Source organism: Streptomyces zingiberis, assembly GCF_012034935.1.
GTDB classification, from domain to species: domain Bacteria; phylum Actinomycetota; class Actinomycetes; order Streptomycetales; family Streptomycetaceae; genus Streptomyces; species Streptomyces zingiberis.
Map to the genome: position 1 here is coordinate 61,602 of NZ_JAATEN010000017.1, position 22,052 is coordinate 83,653.

A 22,052-nucleotide genomic window follows, 5' to 3' on the forward strand; every position below is an offset into this window, starting at 1 on the left:
AATATCTCTAGTCAACCAGGGGTGAACGCCCGTGCGGCGGGCAGAGGAAGGCTGCCTCCCGCCCCGTCCGCCCTCTCCTTCTCCTTCCTCTCCTCCCGCCGGCCCGCGGCCTCTCCCGCACCCCGCATCCCTCGCCCCTCCCCCCTTTTCCTGTCTCTGTCTCTTCCCCTGGCTGCCGCTGCGCCACCGGGACGGCCCGGTGGCGGAAGGAGCGGACGGCTCCCGGGCAGCGGAGGCGTCCTGACCCGCCTGATGATGGAGTTGGCACCATGACGAGCTATGAGGACGGACCCGGGCGGCCGGACGCCGGGACGGTGGCGGCTCCCCCGCCGGCGACCTCACCGGCGCCCCCGCCGGTTGCCTCACCGGCGGCGTCCGGCCGGAACACCAGGCCCGGCGGCGGCGCGGCCGGGGCCGGAGCGGCGGACGGGCCCCCGGCCGTACCCGGGACCCCGGCCCGCGCCGCCGGGGACACCGCGGCGGCCGCCACCGCCGCCGCTTCCGCCGCGCGGCGGGACCGGGCGGTGTGGGCCGCCGTCCGCCAGGGTCTCGTCGGCCCGGCGGAGCCGGTCGCCGGGTTGCTGGACGTGGCCGGTATCCGGGCCTCCGCCGCCGCGCTGCACGCCGCGTTCGCTGAGGTCACCGCCCCCGGTACGCCCGTCCTGCACTCCTTCGCGGTCAAGGCCGCGCCCCTGGTGCCCGTCCTGCGGCTGCTCGCCGCGGAGGGGCTGGGGTGTGAGGTGGCCAGCCCCGGGGAACTGGCGCTGGCCCGCGCGGCGGGGGTCCCCGCGTCCCATGTCGTCCTGGACTCGCCCGCCAAGTCGGAGGCCGAACTGCGGGAGGCGCTGGCGCTCGGGATCGCCGTCAACGCCGACAACGCGGAGGAGCTGTCCCGCCTGGACTCCCTCGTCGGCGGGTCCTCCCTCGTCGGCGGGGCTTCCGGCGCGCCGCGCGGGCCACTCGGCATCCGGGTCAACCCGCAGGTCGGCGGGGGTTCCATCGCGGCGATGTCCACCGCCACCGGCACCTCCAAGTTCGGCGTGGCGCTGCGCGACGAGGGGGCGCGCGACTGGCTGGTCCGCGCCGCCGTCGCCCGGCCCTGGCTGACCCGGCTCCACGCGCACACCGGCTCCCAGGGCATCCCGCTGGACCTGATGGTCCGCGGGGTGCGGGAGCTGTACGAGCTGGCGGAGGAGATCAACGCGGCGGCGGGGGAACGCCGCATCACCAGTCTGGACCTCGGCGGCGGACTCCCGGTGAACTTCACCTCCGACCAGGAACACCCGTCCCATCGCGACTACGCGCGGGCCCTGCGGAGCGCCGTGCCCGGCCTCTTCGAAGGGCGGTACGGGCTGGTCACCGAGTTCGGCCGGTCGCTGCTCGCCAAACACGGCACCGTCCTGGCGCGCGTGGAGTACACCAAGTCGTCGGGCGGGCGGCCGATCGCCGTCACCCACGCGGGAGCGCAGCTCGCCACCCGTACGGTGTTCGCGCCGGACTCCTGGCCGCTGCGGGTGGCGGCCTACGACGCGGCGGGCCGGCCGCGGACGGGACCGGAGATCGCGCAGGACGTCGCCGGGCCGTGCTGCTTCGCCGGTGACCTGGTGGCGCGGGAGCGCCCGCTGCCGCTGCTGGCGAGCGGCGACCTGGTCGCGCTGCTGGACACCGGCGCCTACTACTTCTCCAACCACTTCGCCTACAACAGCCTGCCCCGGCCGGCGGTCTACGGCTTCGCCGAGGAAGCCGTGGCGGCGGAGGCGGCCGGGGACCCCGAGGCGGCCGAGGCGGCCGGGGAGCCCGGCGAAACCGGGGCACCTGCCCGGCCGGACGGAACGGCCGCCCCGGACGGAACGGTCACGGGCGGCGGCCGGAGCGCGAGCGGCGGACCGGGCGGCGACCCGGCCGACGGTGGGGGCCGGACGGCGGAAGCCGCCCCCGGGGGCGTGCGGTTCGCACTCGTACGCCCGGCGCAGCGGATCGACGAGATCGTCGCCGAGAGCGGCGGTGACCACCGGGAGGCGCTCCTCGGCCTCTGACCTGCCGGAGCCCGGGGGCCGGGGCCCGCGCGTCGTCGCGGTGGGACGGCGCGGCCCCCTGCCCCGGACCCCCGTACGCCGGTACGTACCGACGGCTACGTACCGACGGCTACGTACCGGCGGCCTCGACGGCCCCGGCGCGCCCGGAGCTTCCGGTTTCCCGGGTCTTCCCGGCGCCCCCCTGTGCCGGCTTCCGTCCCCCCACTACGCCGGCGCCGGGGCGCCCCGGCCGCCTACGGGACGGCCCCGCGGCCCCCTTCGGCCGGGGCGGCGGGGTGGGCGCGACCGGAGCGGGAGCCGCGGGGACGGCCTTCCGCCTGCCGCCGCCCGGACCGGCGTCCCCGGCGGCGATGCCCGTCGTGCGGTACCCGTCGACCGCCGTGCCCACGGGGCCGCGCCCGGCGCGGTCGGCACGGAACCACAGCAGCGTCTCGTTCCGGCGTTCGAGGCTGCCCAGCCACACCGCCTTGGCCCACAGTCCGGCCCCGGCCCCGGCCAGCAGCAACCCGCCCGCCGCGGGGGCCAGCAGGGACGAGACAAGGGCCGCCACCGCGCCGGCGAGCAGCCACCAGCGGCGCCGGCGCCGCCAGGCCCGGACCGTCACGGCGCGGTCCTGGAGGAGATCCCGCCGTCCGGCGCGCACCGCGCCCCCGGCGAGTTCCCGGTAGCGCCCGCGGCGGAGGACGAAGGCGGCCACCGCGGCGAGCGGCAGCAGCGCCGCGCCCGCGAGCAGTCCGATCCGCGTTCCCACCAGGCTGACCGGGACCAGGGCGCCCAGCGCCGCGGCCACCAGCCCCGTCCACCACATCCACACCCCTGGTGCCCGTACCGCAACCGCCACCCGGGCCAGCACCGTCGCCGTCTCGCGCTTCACCGCGCGCCTCCTCACGTCCTCGCAGTGGTCCGATGTCTCCTTGCGAAACCTGTTCCGGTGAACGCGCAGTGTAGTGAGCGGCCATGAGAATCGGATGAGAGCGGGGGCGCCCTCCTTCACGGGCGTTCCGCCTCTCCGCGCCGCCTGGGACACCTCGCCCTCGCCCGGGGCGGCTCTACGCGCTGTGCGCGATCTGGATCAGGTTGCCGCAGGTGTCGTCCAGCACCGCGGTGGTCACCGGGCCCATCCGGAGCGGCTCCTGGGTGAACCGCACGCCCAGCCCGCGCAACCGGTCGAACTCGGCGTGCACGTCGTCCACGGCGAAGGACGTGACCGGGATGCCGTCCTCCGCGAGCGCCGCCCGGTAGGGCCCTACGGCGGGGTGGCCGGCGGGCTCCAGCACCAGTTCGGTGCCGTCGGGCTCCTCCGGCGAGACCACGGTCAGCCAGCGGTGTTCGCCGAGCGGGATCTCGGTCTTCTTCACGAAGCCCAGGACATCGGTGTAGAAGCGCAGCGCCCTGTCCTGGTCGTCGACGAAGACGCTGGTCAGATGGATTCTCATGGGGTGGTCTCCGGGGGTTCGGGCCGGAGCCACCGGTTCAGGAGCGGCTCCAGCGGCGCGGTGTTCAGATCGTGGAGTTTCTGACGACCCTGGCGCCGCGTCCGGACGAGCCCGGCGGCCTCCAGGACGGCGAGGTGCTGGCTGATCGCCTGGCGGGACATGCCCAGGCCGTGCCGGGTCGCCAGGCGCGCGCAGATCTCGAACAGCGACTGACCGCCGCGCTCCGCCAGTTCGTCGAGGATGCGTCTGCGCGTGGGGTCGGCCAGTGCCTTGAAGACATCGTCCGCCATGACGGCAGAATAGGCAAGCATCTGCTTGCCTATCAAGGGACGTGTGGACATCCCCCAACCCCGGCCTCACGGCCGGCGCCGCCAGTCGCTGTCGCGGTCAGTCGATGAAGAGTCCCCGGTCGGCGGCGCGGGCGTCGAACTCCTCCAGCCGGGCCTGCGCGTCGGGAAGCGCGTCACACATCGCCTCCAGCAGCACCCGGCCCAGCATCATCGGCGCACACGCGGTGTCGAACACCAGGCCGGTGCCGACGGCCGCCGGGAGCAGCAGGTCGGAGTGGCGGGCGACGGGCGCGAACGCGCTGTCGGCGACGGTCACCACCGTCAGCCCCGCGGAACGGGCGTGGTCCAGGGCCTCGGTCACCTCACGCGGATGGCGCGGCAGCGCGAAGCAGAGCAGGGCGCCGGCGCCGGCCCGGCGGGCCGCGTCGATCCGGTCGGCGAGCATCGTCCCGCCTTCGTCGAGCAGCCGGACGTCCGGGTGGACCTTGGCGGCGAAGTAGGCGAAGCCCCGCGCCTGGGCGGAGGCCGCGCGCAGTCCGAGCACGGGCAGCGGGCTGGACCCCGCCAGCAACCGGCCCGCCCGCTCCACGGGACCGGCGTCGGCGAGCAGGCCCGCCACCTGACGGAGGTTCTCGATCTCCGCCTCCACGGCCTGCTGGTACGGGGTGAGGGCACCGCCGGCGGGCGGGCCACCGGCCGGGGGCACCTCGCGGAGGTGGCGGCGGAGCGCCGGATAGCCGTCGAACCCCAGGGCGACCGCGAAGCGGGTGACGGACGGCTGGCTCACCCCGGCCAGCTCCGCCAGCTCCACGCTGGAGAGGAACGGCACATCGGCCGCGCGCCGCACCATGCAGTGCGCGATCCGGCGCTGGGTGGGCGTCAGCCGGTGGCCTTCGAAGAGCTGCTGGAGCCGCGCCGCGGCGGCAGCGGTTCCGCCCGGCCCGGCGGGCGGGTGACCGTCCGCCGGACCGGCGCCGGCGTTCCCCGGCCGCGCTTCCGGCGAGGTCGCGCCGTCCGCTCCACCGGCCCCGGTGCCGAACCTCCCAGACATCCCAGACATCCCTGAGGCACCAGGCATCCCAGACGTCCCGGCCATCGGAGCCTCCCACCGTCGGACCCCGCACGCGGCGCGAGCCATTCACCAACCTCAAACCCTGTATGAGTCTATGCAGCACCTCGCCCCCGGCGCGCCCGGCGGCCGAGGCCGGCCACCCCCCGCCACGGCCTGACGGGGGCCGCCCACCCCGGTCCCGGCGGTGAACCCGCCCGGATCGGGGGGTTAACCCCAGTGCCTCCGCCACACCCCGTCCTTAGCGTGGACGGCATGGAGACCCGTGACCCCGAGCTCAAGAAGGAACTCGACGCCACCTTGCAGGCCCGCCGGGAGCTGGGACCGGAGTACGAGTCCGAACTCGTCGACTCGTTCCTGGAGAAGCTCGACGGCGCGGTCGACCGCCGGGTGCGCCGGCAGCTCGCCGAACGCCGGATGATCGTCGCGCGAGGGACCCGCTCGCGGGGCGAGGCGGGCGGCGGCTTCGGCAGCCGGTACGGATTCGGCATCTTCTCGCTGGTGATGGCCCTGCCCCTGTCCGGGGTCGGCGCCGCGACGGCCGGCCTGCCCGGGCTGATCGTGACCTGGGTGGGGATCGTCGGGGTGAACGCCGCCCACGGCGGCCTGCTGCCCCGGTTCCGCAACCGCGAGAAGCGACGGGAGCCGGACGAGTGGGACTGATGCCCCTCTCCGGGCCTTCCTGAACCACCCCGCCCGGGAAAAACGTGCTGGGCGGGGACCGCCGCACCCCAGTGTGAGCACCAGGGGCGGGACGACGGCGGTCCCCGCCGATGGACACGGCCGCTCCTTCGACCGGGAGACCGTGTCCGGGCGACCACGGAGGTCCGGGAGCCGCTCCGGATGTCCTTGGCGCCGTTCGCGTGCCGGCCAGGTCACCTGCCCGATGTCCTCGCCGGCACCACCTACTCTGCACGGCCCGTGTTAAGCGCGTGCTGCCGGTGCGTGTCGGCCGCGTACCGTTCCCGGAACTCCCGGCGACCGGGCCCCGCCGCTCTCCCCGTCGCGCGGGAGGGATGCCCTACTTCGCCCTCCTCGCCAGGTAGGCCAGCAGGTCCTGGCGGCTCACCACGCCGGTCGGCTTGCCGTCGACCAGCACCACCGCGGCGTCGGCGCCCTCCAGTACGGCCATCAGGTCCGCCACCGGTTCGCCCGAGCCGACGTGCGGCAGCGGCGCGCTCATGTGCTTCTCCAGCGGATCGCCCAGCTCGGCCCGGCCGGTGAACAGGGCGTCCAGCAGCTCCCGTTCGACGACGGAGCCGACGACCTCGGCGGCCATCACGTCCGGGTGCCCGGCGCCCGGCTTGACGATCGGCATCTGGGAGACGCCGTACTCGCGCAGCACGTCGATCGCCTCGCCGACGGTCTCCTCCGGGTGCATGTGGACCAGCGAGGGCAGCCCGCCGTCCTTGTCGCGCAGCACCTCGCCGACGCGGGCGGCGGGGCCGCCCTCCTCCAGGAAGCCGTAGTCGGCCATCCACTCGTCGTTGAAGATCTTGCTCAGGTAACCGCGGCCGCTGTCCGGCAGCAGCACGACCACCACGTCGTCCGGGCCGAGCCGCCCCGCCACCTCCAGCGCGCCGACCACGGCCATCCCGCAGGAGCCGCCGACCAGCAGCCCCTCCTCGCGGGCGAGGCGCCGGGTCATCCGGAAGGAGTCCCGGTCCGAGACGGGGACGATCTCGTCGGCCACCTCACGGTCGTAGGCGTCCGGCCAGAAGTCCTCACCGACGCCCTCGACCAGATACGGCCGCCCCGAGCCGCCGGAGTAGACCGAGCCCTCCGGGTCCGCGCCGATGACGGCGACCTTTCCGCCGGAGACCTCCTTGAGGTACCGCCCGGTGCCGCTGATCGTGCCGCCGGTGCCGACGCCCGTGACGAAGTGCGTGATCCGCCCCTCGGTCTGCTCCCAGATCTCCGGGCCGGTCGAGTGGTAGTGCGACAGCGGGTTGTGCGGGTTGCTGTACTGGTCGGGCTTCCAGGCGTTCGGCGTCTCCCGCACCAGCCGGTCCGAGACGTTGTAGTACGAGTCCGGGTGCGAGGGGTCGACGGCGGTGGGGCAGACCACGACCTCCGCGCCGTACGCCCGCAGCACGTTGATCTTGTCGGTGGACACCTTGTCGGGGCAGACGAAGACGCACTTGTAGCCCTTCTGCTGGGCCACGATGGCCAGCCCCACCCCGGTGTTGCCGGAGGTCGGCTCGACGATCGTGCCGCCCGGGCGCAGTTCGCCGGACTCCTCGGCCGCCTCGATCATCCGCAGCGCGATCCGGTCCTTCACCGAGCCGCCGGGGTTGAAGTACTCGACCTTCGCCAGGACCGTCGCCGACAGCCCTTCGGTCACATGGTTGAGCTTCACCAGCGGGGTGTTGCCGACAAGCTCGATCATCGAATCGTGAAACTGCACGACGTCTCCAGGTGGTGCGGGTTCTCCGCGATCGGGGGCAGTCGCTGTTCAGGTGCCCGTACCACCAGCCTATTGCGCCGTAGCGCCCCGGCGCCCCGTGCGCCGGGTGTTGCGGGCGGGGCCGCGCCGGGCAGGAAACCGGTACGGCGCCGGCGGGCGGCGCCCGGGGAAACGGGGCGGTCATGGCGGGCACGGCACCATCGGCGCGGACGGCACGGACAGCCCGGACGGCATGGACGGCCCGCGTGCCCTGGGGAGCGGGGGCACCAGGGCCGGCGGGGGTGGAGCGGCCCGCGCGCACGGCACGGTCCGCCTGGAGAGCGCTGACGGCGCTGGTCCCGCCGGCGGCACCGGCCCGGCGGCGTCCGGCGCGGCCGTCCGCCGCCGGGCCCACGGGGCGGGCCGGCCGGCCCCCCCCCCCGCTGCCGCTGCCGCTGCCGCTGCCGGCCTGGATCACGCGGTCACGGCAGGTGGCACGGCCGTCCACCCCCGGGTCCACGGGACGGGCCCGGTGGGCGGGGCCGGAGTGGGCCGCCCGGACGGCGCGGGCGGTCCTGGCGGCACCGGCCGTCCGGCCGGGGGCCCGGCCCGTGGCGGCGCCGCTGCCGGGCTCCCGGGCGCGGGTGGCGCGCCGGATCGCCGCGGCGGCCGCGTACGGCGGGGGCGGGGCCGGGCTGCTGGGCGGCGCGGCGGTCGGGCTGCTGCTGGCGGAGGCCCGCTGGGCGCGGCACCTGGTGGGCACCGCCGGGGGTGAGCCACCCCGCGCTGACGGCCGCTACGGCCCGCCGCTCGCCGCCCGCTCCGGCGCGGTCCCGTTGCGCCTGGGCGTCCTCGGCGACTCGACCGCCGCCGGGCAGGGCGTCCACCGGGCGCGGGAGACGCCGGGCGCGCTGCTGGCCGCGGGGCTGGCGGCCGTCGCGGAACGGCCGGTGGAGCTGCGGAACGCGGCCGTGACGGGGGCGATGTCGGACGATCTGGACCGGCAGGTGTCCCTGCTCCTGGCGGACGCCGGGCGGCTCCCGGACATCTGCGTGATCATGATCGGCGCCAACGACGTCACCAACCGCGTGCCCGCCGCCCGTTCGGTCCGGCTGCTCGCCGGGGCCGTCGGCCGACTGCGCGCCGCCGGGTGCGCCGTGGTCGTGGGCACCTGCCCCGACCTGGGGACCATCGAGCCCGTCCGGCAGCCGCTGCGGTGGGTGGCGCGGCGGCTGAGCCGGCAGCTGGCGGCGGCGCAGACGATCGCCGTGGTCGAGCGGGGCGGGCGCACGGTCTCCCTGGGCTCACTGCTCGGCCCCGAGTTCGAGGCCAACCCGCGGGAGCTGTTCGGTCCCGACAGCTACCACCCCTCGGCTCAGGGGTACGCCACGGCCGCGATGGCCGTCCTGCCGGCGCTCTGCGCGGCGCTCGGCCTGTGGCCCGAGGAGGGTCCGGCCGGAGCGCCGGCCGGGGAGGCCCGCCCGGGTTCCGCGGCCCGCCCGGTCCTCCCGGTGGCCCAGGCCGCGGCCCGGGCGGCGGCGGAGAGCGGCACGGAGGTGTCGTACGCGGGGGTGGCCCCGGTGGCTCCCGGCGCACGCCGTGGTCCGTGGGCCCAGCTCCTGCGCCGCCGCCGGGGAGTCCCCGCCGCGGCGGGCGGTCCGGCTCCCGTGACGGCGCGCGGCTCCACGGACGCGCCGGCGGCTGGGGAGGGGCCGGCGACCGGGACCGGCGCGGTCACCCGTGCGCGGCCGGCCGCGGAGGTGGCGGCGCCGGCACCGGACCCCGCGGGCGGCACGCGTCCCGTGGCCGGTGAAGGGATCCGGTAAGCAAGCGCTTGGAAAAGAGTCCGTTCTCACACGGCGCCCGCCGTGACCCCGGCCGCTACGTGGGGGTAACTTCCAGTCGGAATCCCCGCACCGCCGTCCCCTGGGAGCCGTGATGCCCGAAGCCGTGATCGTCTCTGCCGCCCGCTCACCGATCGGCCGGGCCTTCAAGGGCTCGCTCAAGGACGTCCGCCCGGACGATCTGACCACCACGATCATCCGGGCCGCGCTGGACAAGATCCCGGAGCTGGACCCGCGTGACATCGACGACCTGATGCTCGGCTGCGGCCTCCCCGGCGGCGAGCAGGGCCACAACCTCGCCCGCGTCGTGGCCGTGCAGCTCGGCATGGACCACCTCCCCGGCTGCACCATCACCCGCTACTGCTCCTCCTCGCTCCAGACCTCCCGGATGGCCCTGCACGCCATCCGCGCCGGTGAGGGGGATGTCTTCATCTCGGCCGGTGTCGAGACCGTCTCCCGTTCGGTGAACGGCACCTCGGACGGGATGCCGGGCACCCACAACCCGCTCTTCGCCGACGCCGAGGCCCGCACCGCGGCCCGCGCCGGGGAGGAGGGCACCGGCTGGCACGACCCGCGCGAGGACGGCCTGCTGCCCGACCCGTACATCGCCATGGGCCAGACGGCCGAGAACCTGGCCCGCCTCAAGGGGGTGACCCGCCAGGAGATGGACGAGTTCGGCGTGCGCTCGCAGAACCTCGCCGAGCAGGCCCTCGGGAAGGGCTTCTGGGAGCGGGAGATCACCCCGGTCACGACGCCGGACGGCACGGTCGTCGGCAAGGACGACGGCCCCCGGGCCGGGGTGACCCTGGAGGGCGTCGCGGGCCTGAAGCCCGTCTTCCGCCCGGACGGACTGGTGACGGCCGGCAACTGCTGCCCGCTCAACGACGGCGCCGCCGCACTGGTGATCATGTCCGACACCAAGGCGCGCGAGCTGGGCCTCACCCCGCTGGCCCGGATCGTCTCCACGGGCCTGTCGGCCCTCTCCCCGGAGATCATGGGGTACGGCCCGGTCGAGGCGAGCGAGCAGGCGCTGCGCCGGGCGGGTCTGGCCATCGGCGACATCGACCTGGTGGAGATCAACGAGGCGTTCGCCGCACAGGTCATCCCCTCCTACCGCGATCTGGGCGTCGACCTGGACCGCCTCAACATCAACGGCGGGGCCATCGCCGTCGGGCACCCGTTCGGCATGACCGGCGCCCGCATCACCGGCACCCTGATCAACTCCCTCCAGTGGCACGACAAGCAGTTCGGCCTGGAGACGATGTGTGTCGGCGGCGGACAGGGCATGGCCATGGTCATCGAGCGGCTGAGCTGAGGCGGTCCCGGCCCCGGCGGCGGGCGGGGACGACGGGCGGGGACGACGGCTCCCCGCCCGCCGCCGGGGCGCCCCGCCGCGTCCGCTCCTCAACCGCACCCGAGCGCTCCTCACCTGCTCCCCGAGCACTCCCCAACACCTCCGCACCGCCTCCTCAACGCCTCCTCAACGGCGGAACGGCGCGCTGACCCCGTTGTGACCTAATCTCCCCCAGGATGTGATCTGCGCCGCTGTATGCCCGTTCTCGCAGCTCAGACGGTTGACTCAACGACGCGCCTCCACCCAGACTGCCCGTTCGGCGAGGTTCCGCGCCCACGGGGACACGGCCGGGCCGCCGAGCTGAGGTAGGAATTTCCGGGGGAGACGTCAAAACCGGGAGAGAATCCAGTGAGCGCCATGTCCATCGCCCTGCTGCTGGCCGCGTCCGCCGCCGCGGCGGCGGCAGTCGCGGCCTGTCTCGCCGCTCGCGGCGTGCGCCGGCGGATCGACGCCCTCCGGGCCGAGCTGGCGGCCCTGGGCCACACCGCTCCGGCCCCCCGGCGGGCCCCGGCCGAGGAGGCCCGCGAGGACATGCGGGAGGGCGTGCGGGAGGACATGCGGGAAGAGATACGCGCGGCCGTCACGCAGGCCCTGGCCGAGGAGCGCGAACGGGAGCTGGCGGAGGCCCGCGCCTTCTGGGCCGCCCAGGAGGCCCGGGACGCCGCCGACGCCACCTCGCTGCTCAGCGGTCTGACGGGCTGCGGCGAGGACGGGCCCGGCCTGCTGCCCCGCCAGCCCGACCCCGCCGGTCTGGAATCCTCCCCGGTGGCGGACTCCGTGACCGGTGCCGAGCTCTTCGAGGGCGACGAGGGCGACACCTCGGCCGAGATCGAGGAGCCCGCCGGTCCCGCCGAGCTGGCGGCCGCCCGCCGGCGTCACCCCTCGCACCCCGACTTCGCCTCGCACGCCGCCGCCGGCGTCCACCACGAGCGGACCATCGCCCTCCTCGCCGAACTGGCCGAGGACGGCATCCCGCTGGTGGATGTCCGCCCCGGCCCGCTCGGCACGCTGGACGTCTACGTCTTCGCGGACGGCACCACGGTCTGCATGACCCCCGGGCACAAGGAGACCGCCGAAGCGCTGTCCGCGGCGCTGCGCGAGGGCGCCACACCGATTCTGCTGGGCGGCTCCGCGGTGTCCGGGGCGTACGCGCTGACCTTCTCCTGCGGGCACGACAGCGTCTTCGTCCTCGCGGACCGCGTCATCGCCTCGCTCTGACCCGCCTCGCTCCGACCCGCCCCTCCGGGCTCCGCGCCCCGGCCGCCTCGCCACGGGGAACCGCGAAGGAGCGGCGGACACCTCCCGCCGGGGCCGTGATCACGATCCCTCCCGGCCTCACGCCGGGGCGACGCGGCCCGTGCCCGGCGCGCGTCCCGGGCCGCTCCGGCCGCGCACACCGCGCGCTGGGCTCAGCAGCCGCACCGCGCCCCCGCCGCCCGGACCAGCTCCAGCGCCTCGGCCAGCCGCTCCCCGGCCGCCTCCCCGGAGCCGGATCCGGACCCGTCAGCCGCACGATCCGCGTGATCCGCGCGCCGGCCGGAACCGCCGGCGTCAGCATGGCGCAGCGCCATCGCCAGATCGTGTCCCGCGACGGCCACCTGGTCGCCGACGGCGAACAGGCCTGCCTCCGGCATGATCGGCGGCTCCGCGCCCGGGCACTCGATACGCCGGGCCCGCACCGCCAACTCCCGCGCCAGCGCCAGCCCTTCGGCCGCGGCCCCCTGACGGAGCCGGCTCCGCGGGGCGGCCCGCAGTCGGTCGGCGAGGCGGTCCACGGCGGTCTCCAGCGAGGTCACGTCCAGCACGCCCCGAGCGTATGGGGCCTTCCGGACCATTGCCAACAGGCGAGCCCTCAGGCACGGTGACGTGAAGGACCAGCGTTTGGAACCGCCCGGAGGCGCCGATGTCCCAAGTGTTCTCGGAAGAGACCCACCGGAACCTGCTCTCCCGCATCCCCCACTGCACCGGCCGGGAGATCTCCGACTGGCTGCGCACCGTCGACGAGGGCCCGGCCCTCGTCCGCTTCGAGGAGAAGGTCAGCTGGCTGCGCGGCGAGCACGAGCTCGCCTACGGCCACGCCAAGGCCATCATCCATGAACACGACCTGAGGCGCGCCGCGCGCAGACTGCACTGAGGAGGCCCCTCCCGTCCGGCGGCGGACGACAAGCCACACCGGCGACCCTCACCCATCTCAACCCCTCCCCGTCACGGCATGCGAAGGGCCCGGAGGCAGCGGCCTCCGGGCCCTTCGGCGCGTCCCACGCGGTGCGGACACCACGGGCGGGGGACGGGGGTCAGTCTCCCCGCAGGATGGCGATCAGCCGCAGCATCTCCAGGTAGATCCAGACCAGGGTCAGCGTCAGGCCGAAGGCCGCCAGCCAGGACTCCTCACGCGGAGCGCCGTAGGCCAGGCCGTCCTCGACCTGCTTGAAGTCCAGGGCGAGGAACGCGGCACCGAGGACGATGCCGACGATACCGAAGATGATGCCGAGGCCGCCGCTGCGGAAGCCGAGGCCGTCACCGCCGCCGAAGACCATGAACAGGAGGTTGACCGCGGTCAGCAGCATGAAGCCGATCGCGGCGGCCATCACGAAGCGGTAGAACCGCTGGTTGACCCGGATGATCCGGGTCTTGTAGGCGATGAGCACGCCGACGAAGACCGCCATGGTGCCGAGCACCGCCTGCATCGGCGCGCCGGCGAACTGCGCGTTGATCGCGCCGCTGAGCGCCCCGAGGAAGAGGCCCTCGAAGGCGGCGTACGACAGGATCAGAGCCGGGGAGGGCTTGCGCTTGAACGACTGCACGAGGGCGAGGACCATCGCGACGAGCGCGGCGCCGATGGCCAGCCCGAGCGGCATCTGCATGATCCAGGCGATCGCCGCACCGACGATGACGGTCCCGAGCGTCATGCCGGTCCGCATGACGACGTCGTCCATCGTCATCCGGGCGGCCTGTGGCGGGGCGCCGTAGCCCTGCTGCTGTGCGTACGGGTTGGTGCCCGCGTACGGGTTGCCGGTCTGGACTGCGGGCCCGGCCTGCGGTGCCGCGTTGAAGCCCGCGTAACCGTTGTCGCGGCTGAATCCCCGTCGCGAGAAGACCGGGTTGCTGCTCCTCATCTCACTCCTCCATGGCCGCCCTGCGCGACCTTGCCCTCAAGAGTAATAGCCAGGCAAAAAAATCACCCTAGTGCCTGGGGAGGATCTTTTGCGGGTGCCGCCCCGAGGCCACGTCCCCCGCCGGCGGCCTCGGGTGAGCCCCGCTCGGAAGCCGCGGGTCCACGGCCCGCGACCGCGATCCCTCCTGTCAGCACAGACGCCGGGAAGAAGATTCCCGTTCCGGCCCGGCCCACCCGGCTCGCCGCCCGGTCCACCCGGTCCGCCCGGTCCGCCCGGGGACAGGGACCACACCTCCGTCGGGCCGCCGGCGCCCCACCGGCTACGCCGGCCGCCCGGGTTCCGGCTCGCCCTCGCGCGCGAGGGCACGGAGATCGCCGGCTTCGCCTGCGGCTTCCACCTGCCGCCCGGCACCCGGTGGTGGGCGGGCGTCGTCGACCGGACGCTGCCGGATGGCGTCGTCCGCGAGGACGGCCGCCGGACCACAGCTTCCCGGCCGGGCCACAGCACCGGCCGGTCAAGTCGTCCCGATGCCGATCGCACCCCCTGCCCGGACGTCGCCTCCGGCCGGGACGTCACCTCGTCTGCCAGGTGCGTGCGCTCGACCTCATGTGCCATGACACAGCATCAGGAACGCCGTGCGCCCACGGTGCGCCCAAAGGCCGGCGACAAGCCCCCGGAATTCGGTCGTTTCCGCAGGTCAGACCCCACGTGCGTGGGGGTGCCCGGAGCCGGACTCGAACCGGCACGGCCTTCTAGGCCAGTGAGGTTTAAGCTCACCGTGTCTGCATTCCACCATCCGGGCGGGATCCCCCATGACGATGCCGTTGGGGCTGGTCAGGCCTACGGGACCGCTCCCACGAAACGCGGTCCCCCCACGGCGCCCTCCGAGACTAGCCGGGCGCGTGACGCCGAACAGCCCGTTCCCGAAGGGTGGTTGTCTGATTTTATTGGCAGCTGAAGCCCCGTCAGAAGTCGCCCCCTGAGAAGCCGCTGCTGGTCCCGGTGTACCGGTCTGCCCCGCTCCGGCCAGGCTGTCGGTAAATGACGCGATCTCGATGGCCCCCGGCGGCCGCCGGGGCTCCGTGGTCATCCCCAGGGAGGAGACCGGGCGTTCGTGTAGCGCTCGGGAGGGCCCTGAATCTGGTTACGCGGACTGATCCGGACGCCACCGGGAAGCGGGACGATGAAGAGGTCCGGCCGCCGGTTCTCCCGGCGGCCGGGCCCGTTGCCGGTCCGCGTGGTCACTCCCGTGGGCCGGCCGGGCCTCCACACGTACCGGAACAGGAGAACTCCCCCGTGACCAGCAGCTTCACCGGCGCCACGGGCGCCGCCCCATCGACCGCGGTCGCCGCCCGCGCCACCGGCCTCACCAAGGTCTACGGGGAGGGGGAAACCAAGGTGGTGGCGCTCGACGCCGTCTCCGCCGAGTTCCGGCAGGGCGAGTTCACCGCCATCATGGGCCCGTCCGGCTCGGGGAAGTCGACGCTGATGCACTGCGTCGCGGGGCTGGACACGATCACCTCCGGTTCGGCCGCCATCGGCGGCACGGAGCTGGGCCCGCTCAAGGACAAGCAGCTCACCAAGCTCCGCCGGGACAAGATCGGTTTCATCTTCCAGGCGTTCAACCTGCTGCCGACCCTCAACGCCCTGGAGAACATCACGCTCCCGATGGACATCGCGGGCCGCAAGCCGGACCAGGATTGGCTGGAAAAGGTGGTGAAGACCGTCGGCCTGGAGGGGCGACTCACCCACCGGCCGAGCGAGCTCTCCGGCGGACAGCAGCAGCGCGTGGCCGTGGCCCGCGCCCTCGCCGGGCAGCCCGAGATCATTTTCGCGGACGAGCCGACGGGCAACCTCGACTCCCGTTCCGGCGCCGAGGTGCTGGGCTTCCTCCGCAACTCCGTCCGGGAGCTGGGGCAGACGATCGTGATGGTCACCCACGACCCGGTCGCCGCCGCCTACGCGGACCGCGTCGTCTTCCTCGCCGACGGCCGCATCGTCGACGAGCTGCACGGCCCGACGGCCGAGAGCGTGCTGGACCGGATGCGCTCGCTGCCCACGGGAGCGGCCGCCCCGCAGCGGGAGTCCACGCGGCCGGGCTCCGAAGGCACCGCCGCTCCCACGGGCTGAGCGCCGGCCCTCGGCGGACGCCCTCTCCGGCGGGCGGCCCCGGCCGGTTCCCCCGCCCCCTCCCGACACCTCCCACCCTGGACACACCCATGTTCCGTACCGCCCTGCGCAATGTGCTCGCGCACAAAGCCAGGCTGCTGATGACCGTGCTCGCCGTGCTCCTCGGCGTCGCCTTCGTCTCCGGCACCCTGACGTTCACCGACACCCTCGGCGAGGCGTTCAAGAAAAGCTCCGCCCAGAGCTTCGACCACGTCTCCGTCGCCGTCCGGCCCCACAGCGCCCGGGAGGAGGACCGCCCGAAGCTCGACGACGCCCTGCTGGAGAAGTTCGGGAAGCTGCCCGGCGCCGAATCCGTCACCGGCACCCTCTCCGGCTTCACCGCCCTCGCCGGCAAGGACGGCAGGCCCGTCGGGGACGGCTGGTCCGCCCAGGGCACCAACCACTTCCCCGGCCCCGACGGCGAGGACCCACGCCACCGGTTCACCGACGGCCGGGCACCGCAGGGCCCGGACGAGGTGGCCATCGACAGCCGCACCGCCGAGCGCACCGGCTACCGCACGGGCGACACCCTGCGGCTCTCCGCGGACGGCTCCGTGCGCACCCCGAAGATCACCGGGGTGTTCGACACCGACGACGGCAACGTCGCCGCCGGCGGCACCCTGACGGTCTTCGACAACGCCACCGCCCGCAAGCTGTTCGACGGCGACGAGTACGAGGAGATCACCCTTCAGGCCGCCGCCGGGACCTCGGAACGCGAACTCCGGCAGCAGGTGGCCCAGGTGCTGCCGGAGGGCCTGAAGGCCGACACCGGGCGCCAACTGGCCGACGAACAGGCCGAGATGATCACGGAGCAGACCTCCGCGATCAGCAACACCCTGCTCTACTTCGCCGCGATCGCGCTCTTCGTCGGCGTCTTCATCATCGCCAACACCTTCACCATGCTCGTCGCGCAGCGCACCAAGGAACTGGCGCTGCTGCGGGCCGTCGGCGCCTCCCGGCGGCAGGTGACCCGCTCGGTGCTGCTGGAGGCGTTCCTCATCGGGCTGATCGCCTCCGTCCTCGGCTTCGCGGCCGGCATCGGTATCGCCGTGGGGATGCGCGCCGCGATCGGCGCCACCGGGGCGGAGCTCCCGGACGGCCCGCTGGTGATCTCGCCCACGACCCCGCTCGTCGCGCTGGCCATCGGGGTGCTGGTGACGATGGCGGCGGCCTGGCTGCCCGGGCGGAAGGCCGCGAAGGTGCCGCCGGTCGCGGCGATGAACAGTGTGCACGCCGCGCCCACCGCGCGCGGGCTGGTGGTCCGCAACTCCCTCGGTGGGGTGATCACCGCGATCGGCGCGGCCATGCTCTTCCTCGGGGTCTCCGGCGGGACGACCGCGCTGCTGGCCGCCGGGGCCGCGGCCGTGCTGATCGGCGTGATCGTGCTGACGCCGCTGCTGTCCCGTCCGGTCGTCGCCGCCTCCGCCGTGGTCGTGGACCGCTTCGGGGTGGCCGGGCGGCTGGCGCGGCTCAACGCGGTGCGCAACCCGCGCCGTACCGCGTCCACGGCCTCGGCCCTGATGATCGGGCTGACCCTCGTCACCGGGCTGACCGTGGTGGCCGTCTCGGTCCAGACCGCCGTGGACAAGATGGCGGTGGGGCTGATGCGCGCCGACTACGTGGTCACGTCGGTCATCGGCCCCGGGCTCCACCCGGAGGTCCGCGAGAAGCTGGACGCGCTGCCGGAGGTGGCCGCGACCAGCCCGATGCGCCAGGGGAACGCCGATCTGGACGGCTCCTACCAGAAGGTCACGGGCGTCGACCCGGCGGCCGTCGGCAAGGTGCTGGACCTGGACTTCGCCGGCGGTTCCCTGGCGGGCCTGGCCGGCGGCGGCGCGCTCGTCGACCAGGAGACGGCCGACGCCGCCGGCCTGGCCACCGGTGACACCCTCACGCTGAAGTTCTACGACGACGACAAGACGGAGAAGCTGGAGGTCACCGGCGTCTACAACGGCAACCAGATGATCGACGGCATCTTCGTGGACACCGCCGTGATCGACCGCCACCAGGACAAGCCCCGGGACTACCAGCTGATGGTGGCGATGCGCGACGGGCCCTCCCCGGCGGCGGAGAAGTCGCTGATCGCGGCGTCCGACCACAACCCGGCCGTCCGCGTGCAGGACAAGGCGGCCATCAGCGAGGAGATCAGCTCGGTCGTCAGCCTGCTGCTGAACATGCTCTACGGGCTGCTGGCGATGGCCGTGCTGATCGCGGTGCTCGGGGTGGTCAACACCCTGGCCATGTCGGTCTTCGAACGGAAGCACGAGATCGGCATGTTGCGGGCGATCGGGATGGACCGCGCCCGGGTGAAGCGGATGATCCGTCTGGAGTCGGTGGTGATCTCGCTCTTCGGGGCGGTGCTCGGCATCGGGCTGGGGATCTTCCTGGGCTGGGCCGCCGGCACCTCCGTCCGCGACACCCTGGAGGCGTACACCATGACCGTCCCATGGGACCGGATCGCGCTGTTCCTCGCGCTGGCCGGGCTGGTCGGCGTGGTCGCGGCGCTGTGGCCGGCGCGGCGGGCCGCGCGGCTCAACGCGCTGGAGGCGATCAAGGCCGAATAGGCGCGCCACCCCGCCGTTCCCGGTCCCGGTCCGCCGTGACCGGGGACGGCGGCGCCACCGGGCCCCGGTCCGCGGTATCTCCCGCGGTCCGGGGCCCGGTCGCGGGACGGTCCGGGGCGGCGGACCCGCCGCCGTCTCCGCCGGTGGGCGGCCCGCCCGTGCCCTCTCCCCGGGGGCCGGCCACCGGCCGTCATCCGGTGGCCCGGGCCGCCGGCCGTCCCCTCAGCCGGTCCACTCCCGCAGCCGCAGCGGCAGCCCCGAGCCGCCGCCGGGCCCGGTGCGGACGGCGAGGACCTGGTTGACGCCGATGTCGTTGTGCTCGAACGCGATGGCGGACGCCGCCATGTAGAGCCGCCACACCCGGGCCCGCCCGGGGGAGACGAGCCGCAGCGCCCGCGGCCACTCGTCCTCCAGCCGGGCCACCCATCCGCGGAGCGTCAGCGCGTAGTGCTCGCGGATCGCCTCCACGTCCCGCACCTCGAAACCGGCCTCCTCCAGCCGGGACACCGTGGAGCCGAGCGGCGCCAGTTCACCGTCCGGGAAGACGTAGGCGTCGATGAACGCGTCGATCCGGTACGCCTCCTCGTCGGCGGCCGGGCGGCGGGAGATCTGGTGGTTGAGCAGCCGTCCGCCAGGGCGCAGCAGGCCGTGGAGGGTCGCGGCGTAGGCGCGGTAACGCTCCGAGCCGACGTGTTCCGCCATCCCGATGGAGGAGATCGCGTCGAAGGGGGCGTCGCCGACCTCGCGGTAGTCCTGGACGCGGATCTCCACCCGGTCGGTCAGCCCGGCCTCGGCGATCCACTTGCGGGCGTACGCGGCCTGCTCCTGGGAGAGGGTGATGCCGACGGCGTGCACCCCGTACTCGCGCGCCGCGTGGAGCACCAGCGCGCCCCAGCCGCAGCCCACGTCGAGCAGGCGCATGCCGGGACGGAGCGCCAGCTTGCGGCAGACCAGGTCGAGCTTGTCCCACTGGGCCTGTTCCAGGTCCGCGCCCTCACTCCAGTAGGCGCAGGAGTAGACCATGGAGGGGCCGAGCACGAGGGCGTAGAAGTCGTTGCCCACGTCGTAGTGGTGACTGATCGCCTTGCGGTCGCGTCCCAGGCTGTGCCGTCGTCCGGCGCGCGTGCGCCGGTTCTCCTCCGGCGGCGGGGACGGGGGCAGGGGCAGCCCGGGCCCGGTGAGCCGGATCAGCTCGCGGACGGCGGAGCGGGTGGCGGGGTCCCGGGCCGCGCCCACGAGGGCGGCCGGGCGGGCCGGGCGGCCTTTCCCGCCGCTCCCCGCGGTGTTCTCCCCCTCCCAGAGGAGACCGGAGAGACGGCCGAGCCCGTCGTAGAGGTCGCCCTCGATGTCGAGCTCCCCGGCCACCCACGCGCGGGCCAGGCCCAGTTCGCCCGGCCGCCACAGGACGCGGCGCAGAGCGCGCCGGTGGCGCACGACGAAGGTGGGTGTGCCGGCCGGGCCGGCCTCGCTGCCGTCCCAGGCGCGGATCCGTAGCGGGAACGGGGTTCCCAGCAGTTCCCCGGCGAGCGCGGCGAGCCGGGACGCGGCATCGGCCATGAGCGGTACCTCCCGTGAGCACATGCGGTGGGCGCTGAGGGTCACGGAGCGTGGGCCCCGGGGTCGCGGCACCGGTCAGCCGGTCGCGCAAAGGGTGCACGGGTGCAGGGGACGCACGGGTCGTCACGCTCCGCCGTCCTACGGAACCACCGGTGCGGCCGGGAAGCACAGTCCCTCGCCGGACAGAACGGAGGGCAACCGGACCGGCCGACCGGCCGGCCGGAACCGCTCCCCCGGACGGTCCCTCCCGGCCGTCCGCCAGGCAGGGCCCGCCCCGGCCCGTACCCGCCGCCCCGTCCGGCCGCGGCCACGGCCACGGCACGGCACGGCACAGCACAGCACGGCCGCGGGGTACGCGATACGGGGCAGCGGCCCGGGCGCCCCGGTGGCGGCCGGCCGGGCCCGGGCAGGCCGAAGGGGCGCCCGCCCCACGGATTCGGCGGACGCCCCTTCGGGCTGCTGCGTTACGGGGCGGTGCCCCGAGCGGTCAGGAGGCCGCTGCCTTCTCGGACTGCTCGGCCTTCCCGGACCCGGCGTTCCCGTGCCGGCCGGCCGGCACGGACCCGGCAGCGGCGGCGGCCGGAGCCGGGCGGGCCGCCTCGTAGAACTCCTCGCGCGGGTTCTCCATCGCGCCGAGGGAGACGACCTCGCGCTTGAGGAACATCTGGAGGGTCCAGTCGGCGAAGACCCGGATCTTGCGGTTCCAGGTCGGTACCGCCATGCCGTGGTAGGTGCGGTGGAAGTACCAGGCGGGGCGGCCCTTGAGGCCGATCTTCAGCCGCTTGCCGAGGCGGATCACCGCGACGCCCTTGTGCAGCCCGAGCCCGGCGACGGCGCCCTTGTTGGCGTGCTTGTACTCGGCCTGCGGGAAGCCGCGCAGCGCGGCCACCACGTTGTCACCGAGCACCTTGGACTGGCGCAGCGCGTGCTGGGCGCTCGGCGGGCACCAGGCGTTCTCCACCCCGGCTTCGCGCGCGGCGAGGTCCGGCACCTGGGCGTTGTCGCCCGCGGCCCAGATGTGGCCGCTGCCCTTGACCTGGAGCGTGGCCTCGGTGTCCACGTGGCCCCGCGGGCCGAGCGGCAGCCCGTAGCGGGCGAGCACCGGGTTCGGCTTGACGCCCGCGGTCCACACGATGGTGGCGGAATCGACCTCCAGGCCGTTCTTCAGCACCACGTGGCCGTCGACGCAGGACTCCATCGACGTGTTGAGGTAGATCTCCACGCCGCGCTTCTGGAGGTGCTCCCGGCCCCAGGTGCCCAGCTCGGGGCCGACCTCGGGGAGGATCTTGTCGGCGGCGTCGACCAGGACGAAACGCATGTCCTCGCGCCGGACGTTCGTGTAGTACTTCGCGGCGTCGCGGGCCATGTCCTCGACCTCGCCGACGGTCTCCGCGCCCGCGAAGCCGCCGCCGACGAAGACGAAGGTCAGCGCCTTGCGGCGGACCGCCTCATCGGTGGTGGAGTCGGCCTTGTCGAGCTGCTCCAGGACGTGGTTGCGCAGGCCGATGGCCTCCTCCACGCCCTTCATGCCGATGCCCTGCTCGGCCAGGCCGGGGATCGGGAAGGTGCGGGAGACCGAGCCCAGCGCGACGATCAGGTAGTCGAAGGGCAGCTCGTACGCCTCGCCGACCAGCGGCGTGACGGTGGCGACCTTGCGGTCCTGGTCGATGGAGGAGACGCGGCCCGTGAGCACCTCGGCCCGGGGCAGCACGCGTCGCAGCGGGACCACGACGTGGCGCGGGGAGATGCTGCCGGCCGCAGCTTCGGGGAGGAAGGGCTGGTACGTCATGTACGAGCGGGGGTCGACGACCGTGACGGTCGCCTCGCCGTACCGCATCTTCTTCAGAATGCGGCGCGCCGCGTACAGGCCGACGTAACCGCCGCCTACAACGAGGATCCGTGGACGCTCCGTGGTGCTCATGCTTCGAGTATCCAGCACGCCCCCAGGGGGGTTCGTGCGACCCTTCACAAGCACTTCCCAGGACCGTGCTACACTCCGCCGACCTGTCGGCGCCCGGCCGGTGCCGTGACCGGCCCGCCGGCCCCCTCTCCCCCTCCACACCGCCGCTGAGCTGCGGTTGTCGGGTACACAGCGAGTGGACCGCGCCGGCCGGGTTTCCCCGGCGCCGATCGGCCCCCCGGGCCGGATTCGGCGTCGGCCGCACATTCCGGGCCGTCTCCCCCGCCCGTCACCCCTTCAGGGGCCTGAACGGCCACTTTTTCATGTGAAG

The 22,052-nt window shown here is 74.4% G+C and carries 17 protein-coding genes and 1 tRNA gene; 8 read left to right on the top strand and 10 right to left on the bottom strand.

Annotated features, from left to right (window positions below; all coding sequences use genetic code 11):
* The first annotated feature begins 269 nt into the window (after positions 1-269).
* Positions 270-2,036, top strand: coding sequence for a type III PLP-dependent enzyme domain-containing protein (locus HCK00_RS19905; RefSeq protein WP_168103371.1), 1,767 nt, complete (start codon positions 270-272; stop codon positions 2,034-2,036).
* A 109-nt stretch (positions 2,037-2,145) separates the two neighbouring features.
* On the opposite strand, the gene HCK00_RS19910 is transcribed toward HCK00_RS19905, so the two are convergent.
* The 4 genes from HCK00_RS19910 to HCK00_RS19925 form a co-directional block, all read right to left on the bottom strand.
* On the bottom strand, positions 2,146-2,910 hold the full coding sequence (locus HCK00_RS19910; RefSeq protein WP_311765399.1) for a hypothetical protein: 765 nt from the start codon (positions 2,908-2,910) through the stop codon (positions 2,146-2,148).
* Between the two features lie 175 nt (positions 2,911-3,085).
* Complete coding sequence (locus tag HCK00_RS19915; RefSeq protein ID WP_168103372.1) at positions 3,086-3,472, bottom strand: VOC family protein; 387 nt, start codon at positions 3,470-3,472, stop codon at positions 3,086-3,088.
* Positions 3,469-3,762, bottom strand: coding sequence for an ArsR/SmtB family transcription factor (locus HCK00_RS19920; protein ID WP_168103373.1), 294 nt, complete (start codon positions 3,760-3,762; stop codon positions 3,469-3,471). The genes HCK00_RS19915 and HCK00_RS19920 overlap by 4 nt, the downstream gene beginning before the upstream one ends.
* 97 nt (positions 3,763-3,859) lie before the next feature.
* Positions 3,860-4,813 (bottom strand): MurR/RpiR family transcriptional regulator, encoded by a 954-nt coding sequence (locus tag HCK00_RS19925; protein WP_168103374.1) that lies wholly within the window; start codon positions 4,811-4,813, stop codon positions 3,860-3,862.
* Between the two features lie 273 nt (positions 4,814-5,086).
* On the opposite strand from HCK00_RS19925, the gene HCK00_RS19930 reads away from it, so the two are divergent.
* The gene (locus tag HCK00_RS19930) at positions 5,087-5,494 is read left to right on the top strand and encodes a hypothetical protein (RefSeq protein WP_168103375.1); all 408 of its coding nucleotides are present in this window, start codon (positions 5,087-5,089) and stop codon (positions 5,492-5,494) included.
* Positions 5,495-5,852: 358 nt separating this feature from the next.
* Here the strand turns inward: HCK00_RS19930 and HCK00_RS19935 are convergent, their stop codons facing one another.
* Positions 5,853-7,238 (bottom strand): cystathionine beta-synthase, encoded by a 1,386-nt coding sequence (locus HCK00_RS19935; RefSeq protein ID WP_168103376.1) that lies wholly within the window; start codon positions 7,236-7,238, stop codon positions 5,853-5,855.
* A gap of 590 nt (positions 7,239-7,828) precedes the next feature.
* Here HCK00_RS19935 and HCK00_RS19940 point away from each other — a divergent pair.
* The 3 genes from HCK00_RS19940 (at position 7,829) to HCK00_RS19950 (ending at position 11,633) form a co-directional block, all read left to right on the top strand.
* A complete protein-coding gene (locus HCK00_RS19940) occupies positions 7,829-9,043 on the top strand; it encodes an SGNH/GDSL hydrolase family protein (RefSeq protein ID WP_375781987.1) in 1,215 nt (404 codons plus the stop codon).
* Positions 9,044-9,155: 112 nt separating this feature from the next.
* Positions 9,156-10,376 (top strand): acetyl-CoA C-acetyltransferase, encoded by a 1,221-nt coding sequence (locus HCK00_RS19945; protein WP_168103377.1) that lies wholly within the window; start codon positions 9,156-9,158, stop codon positions 10,374-10,376.
* A gap of 396 nt (positions 10,377-10,772) precedes the next feature.
* A complete protein-coding gene (locus HCK00_RS19950) occupies positions 10,773-11,633 on the top strand; it encodes a hypothetical protein (protein ID WP_168103431.1) in 861 nt (286 codons plus the stop codon).
* A gap of 191 nt (positions 11,634-11,824) precedes the next feature.
* Here the strand turns inward: HCK00_RS19950 and HCK00_RS19955 are convergent, their stop codons facing one another.
* Complete coding sequence (locus tag HCK00_RS19955; protein WP_168103378.1) at positions 11,825-12,220, bottom strand: hypothetical protein; 396 nt, start codon at positions 12,218-12,220, stop codon at positions 11,825-11,827.
* Positions 12,221-12,318: 98 nt separating this feature from the next.
* On the opposite strand from HCK00_RS19955, the gene HCK00_RS19960 reads away from it, so the two are divergent.
* Positions 12,319-12,549: a DUF4287 domain-containing protein gene (locus HCK00_RS19960; RefSeq protein WP_168103379.1), complete on the top strand. Its 231-nt coding sequence runs from the start codon at positions 12,319-12,321 to the stop codon at positions 12,547-12,549.
* A gap of 160 nt (positions 12,550-12,709) precedes the next feature.
* On the opposite strand, the gene HCK00_RS19965 is transcribed toward HCK00_RS19960, so the two are convergent.
* Both HCK00_RS19965 and HCK00_RS19970 read right to left on the bottom strand, forming a co-directional pair.
* Positions 12,710-13,531 carry a Bax inhibitor-1/YccA family protein gene (locus HCK00_RS19965; RefSeq protein WP_168103380.1) on the bottom strand — a complete coding sequence of 274 codons (822 nt, stop codon included), beginning with the start codon at positions 13,529-13,531 and terminating at the stop codon, positions 12,710-12,712.
* A gap of 719 nt (positions 13,532-14,250) precedes the next feature.
* A tRNA-Leu gene (locus HCK00_RS19970) sits at positions 14,251-14,333 on the bottom strand.
* Between the two features lie 494 nt (positions 14,334-14,827).
* On the opposite strand from HCK00_RS19970, the gene HCK00_RS19975 reads away from it, so the two are divergent.
* Positions 14,828-15,661 carry an ABC transporter ATP-binding protein gene (locus tag HCK00_RS19975; RefSeq protein ID WP_168103381.1) on the top strand — a complete coding sequence of 278 codons (834 nt, stop codon included), beginning with the start codon at positions 14,828-14,830 and terminating at the stop codon, positions 15,659-15,661.
* An 89-nt stretch (positions 15,662-15,750) separates the two neighbouring features.
* Positions 15,751-18,264, top strand: coding sequence for an ABC transporter permease (locus tag HCK00_RS19980; RefSeq protein WP_168103382.1), 2,514 nt, complete (start codon positions 15,751-15,753; stop codon positions 18,262-18,264).
* Between the two features lie 222 nt (positions 18,265-18,486).
* Here HCK00_RS19980 and HCK00_RS19985 read toward each other — a convergent pair whose 3' ends face one another.
* Positions 18,487-19,821: an SAM-dependent methyltransferase gene (locus HCK00_RS19985; protein ID WP_168103383.1), complete on the bottom strand. Its 1,335-nt coding sequence runs from the start codon at positions 19,819-19,821 to the stop codon at positions 18,487-18,489.
* Positions 19,822-20,308: 487 nt separating this feature from the next.
* The gene (locus tag HCK00_RS19990) at positions 20,309-21,742 is read right to left on the bottom strand and encodes an NAD(P)/FAD-dependent oxidoreductase (protein ID WP_168103384.1); all 1,434 of its coding nucleotides are present in this window, start codon (positions 21,740-21,742) and stop codon (positions 20,309-20,311) included.
* Between the last annotated feature and the right edge of the window lie 310 nt (positions 21,743-22,052).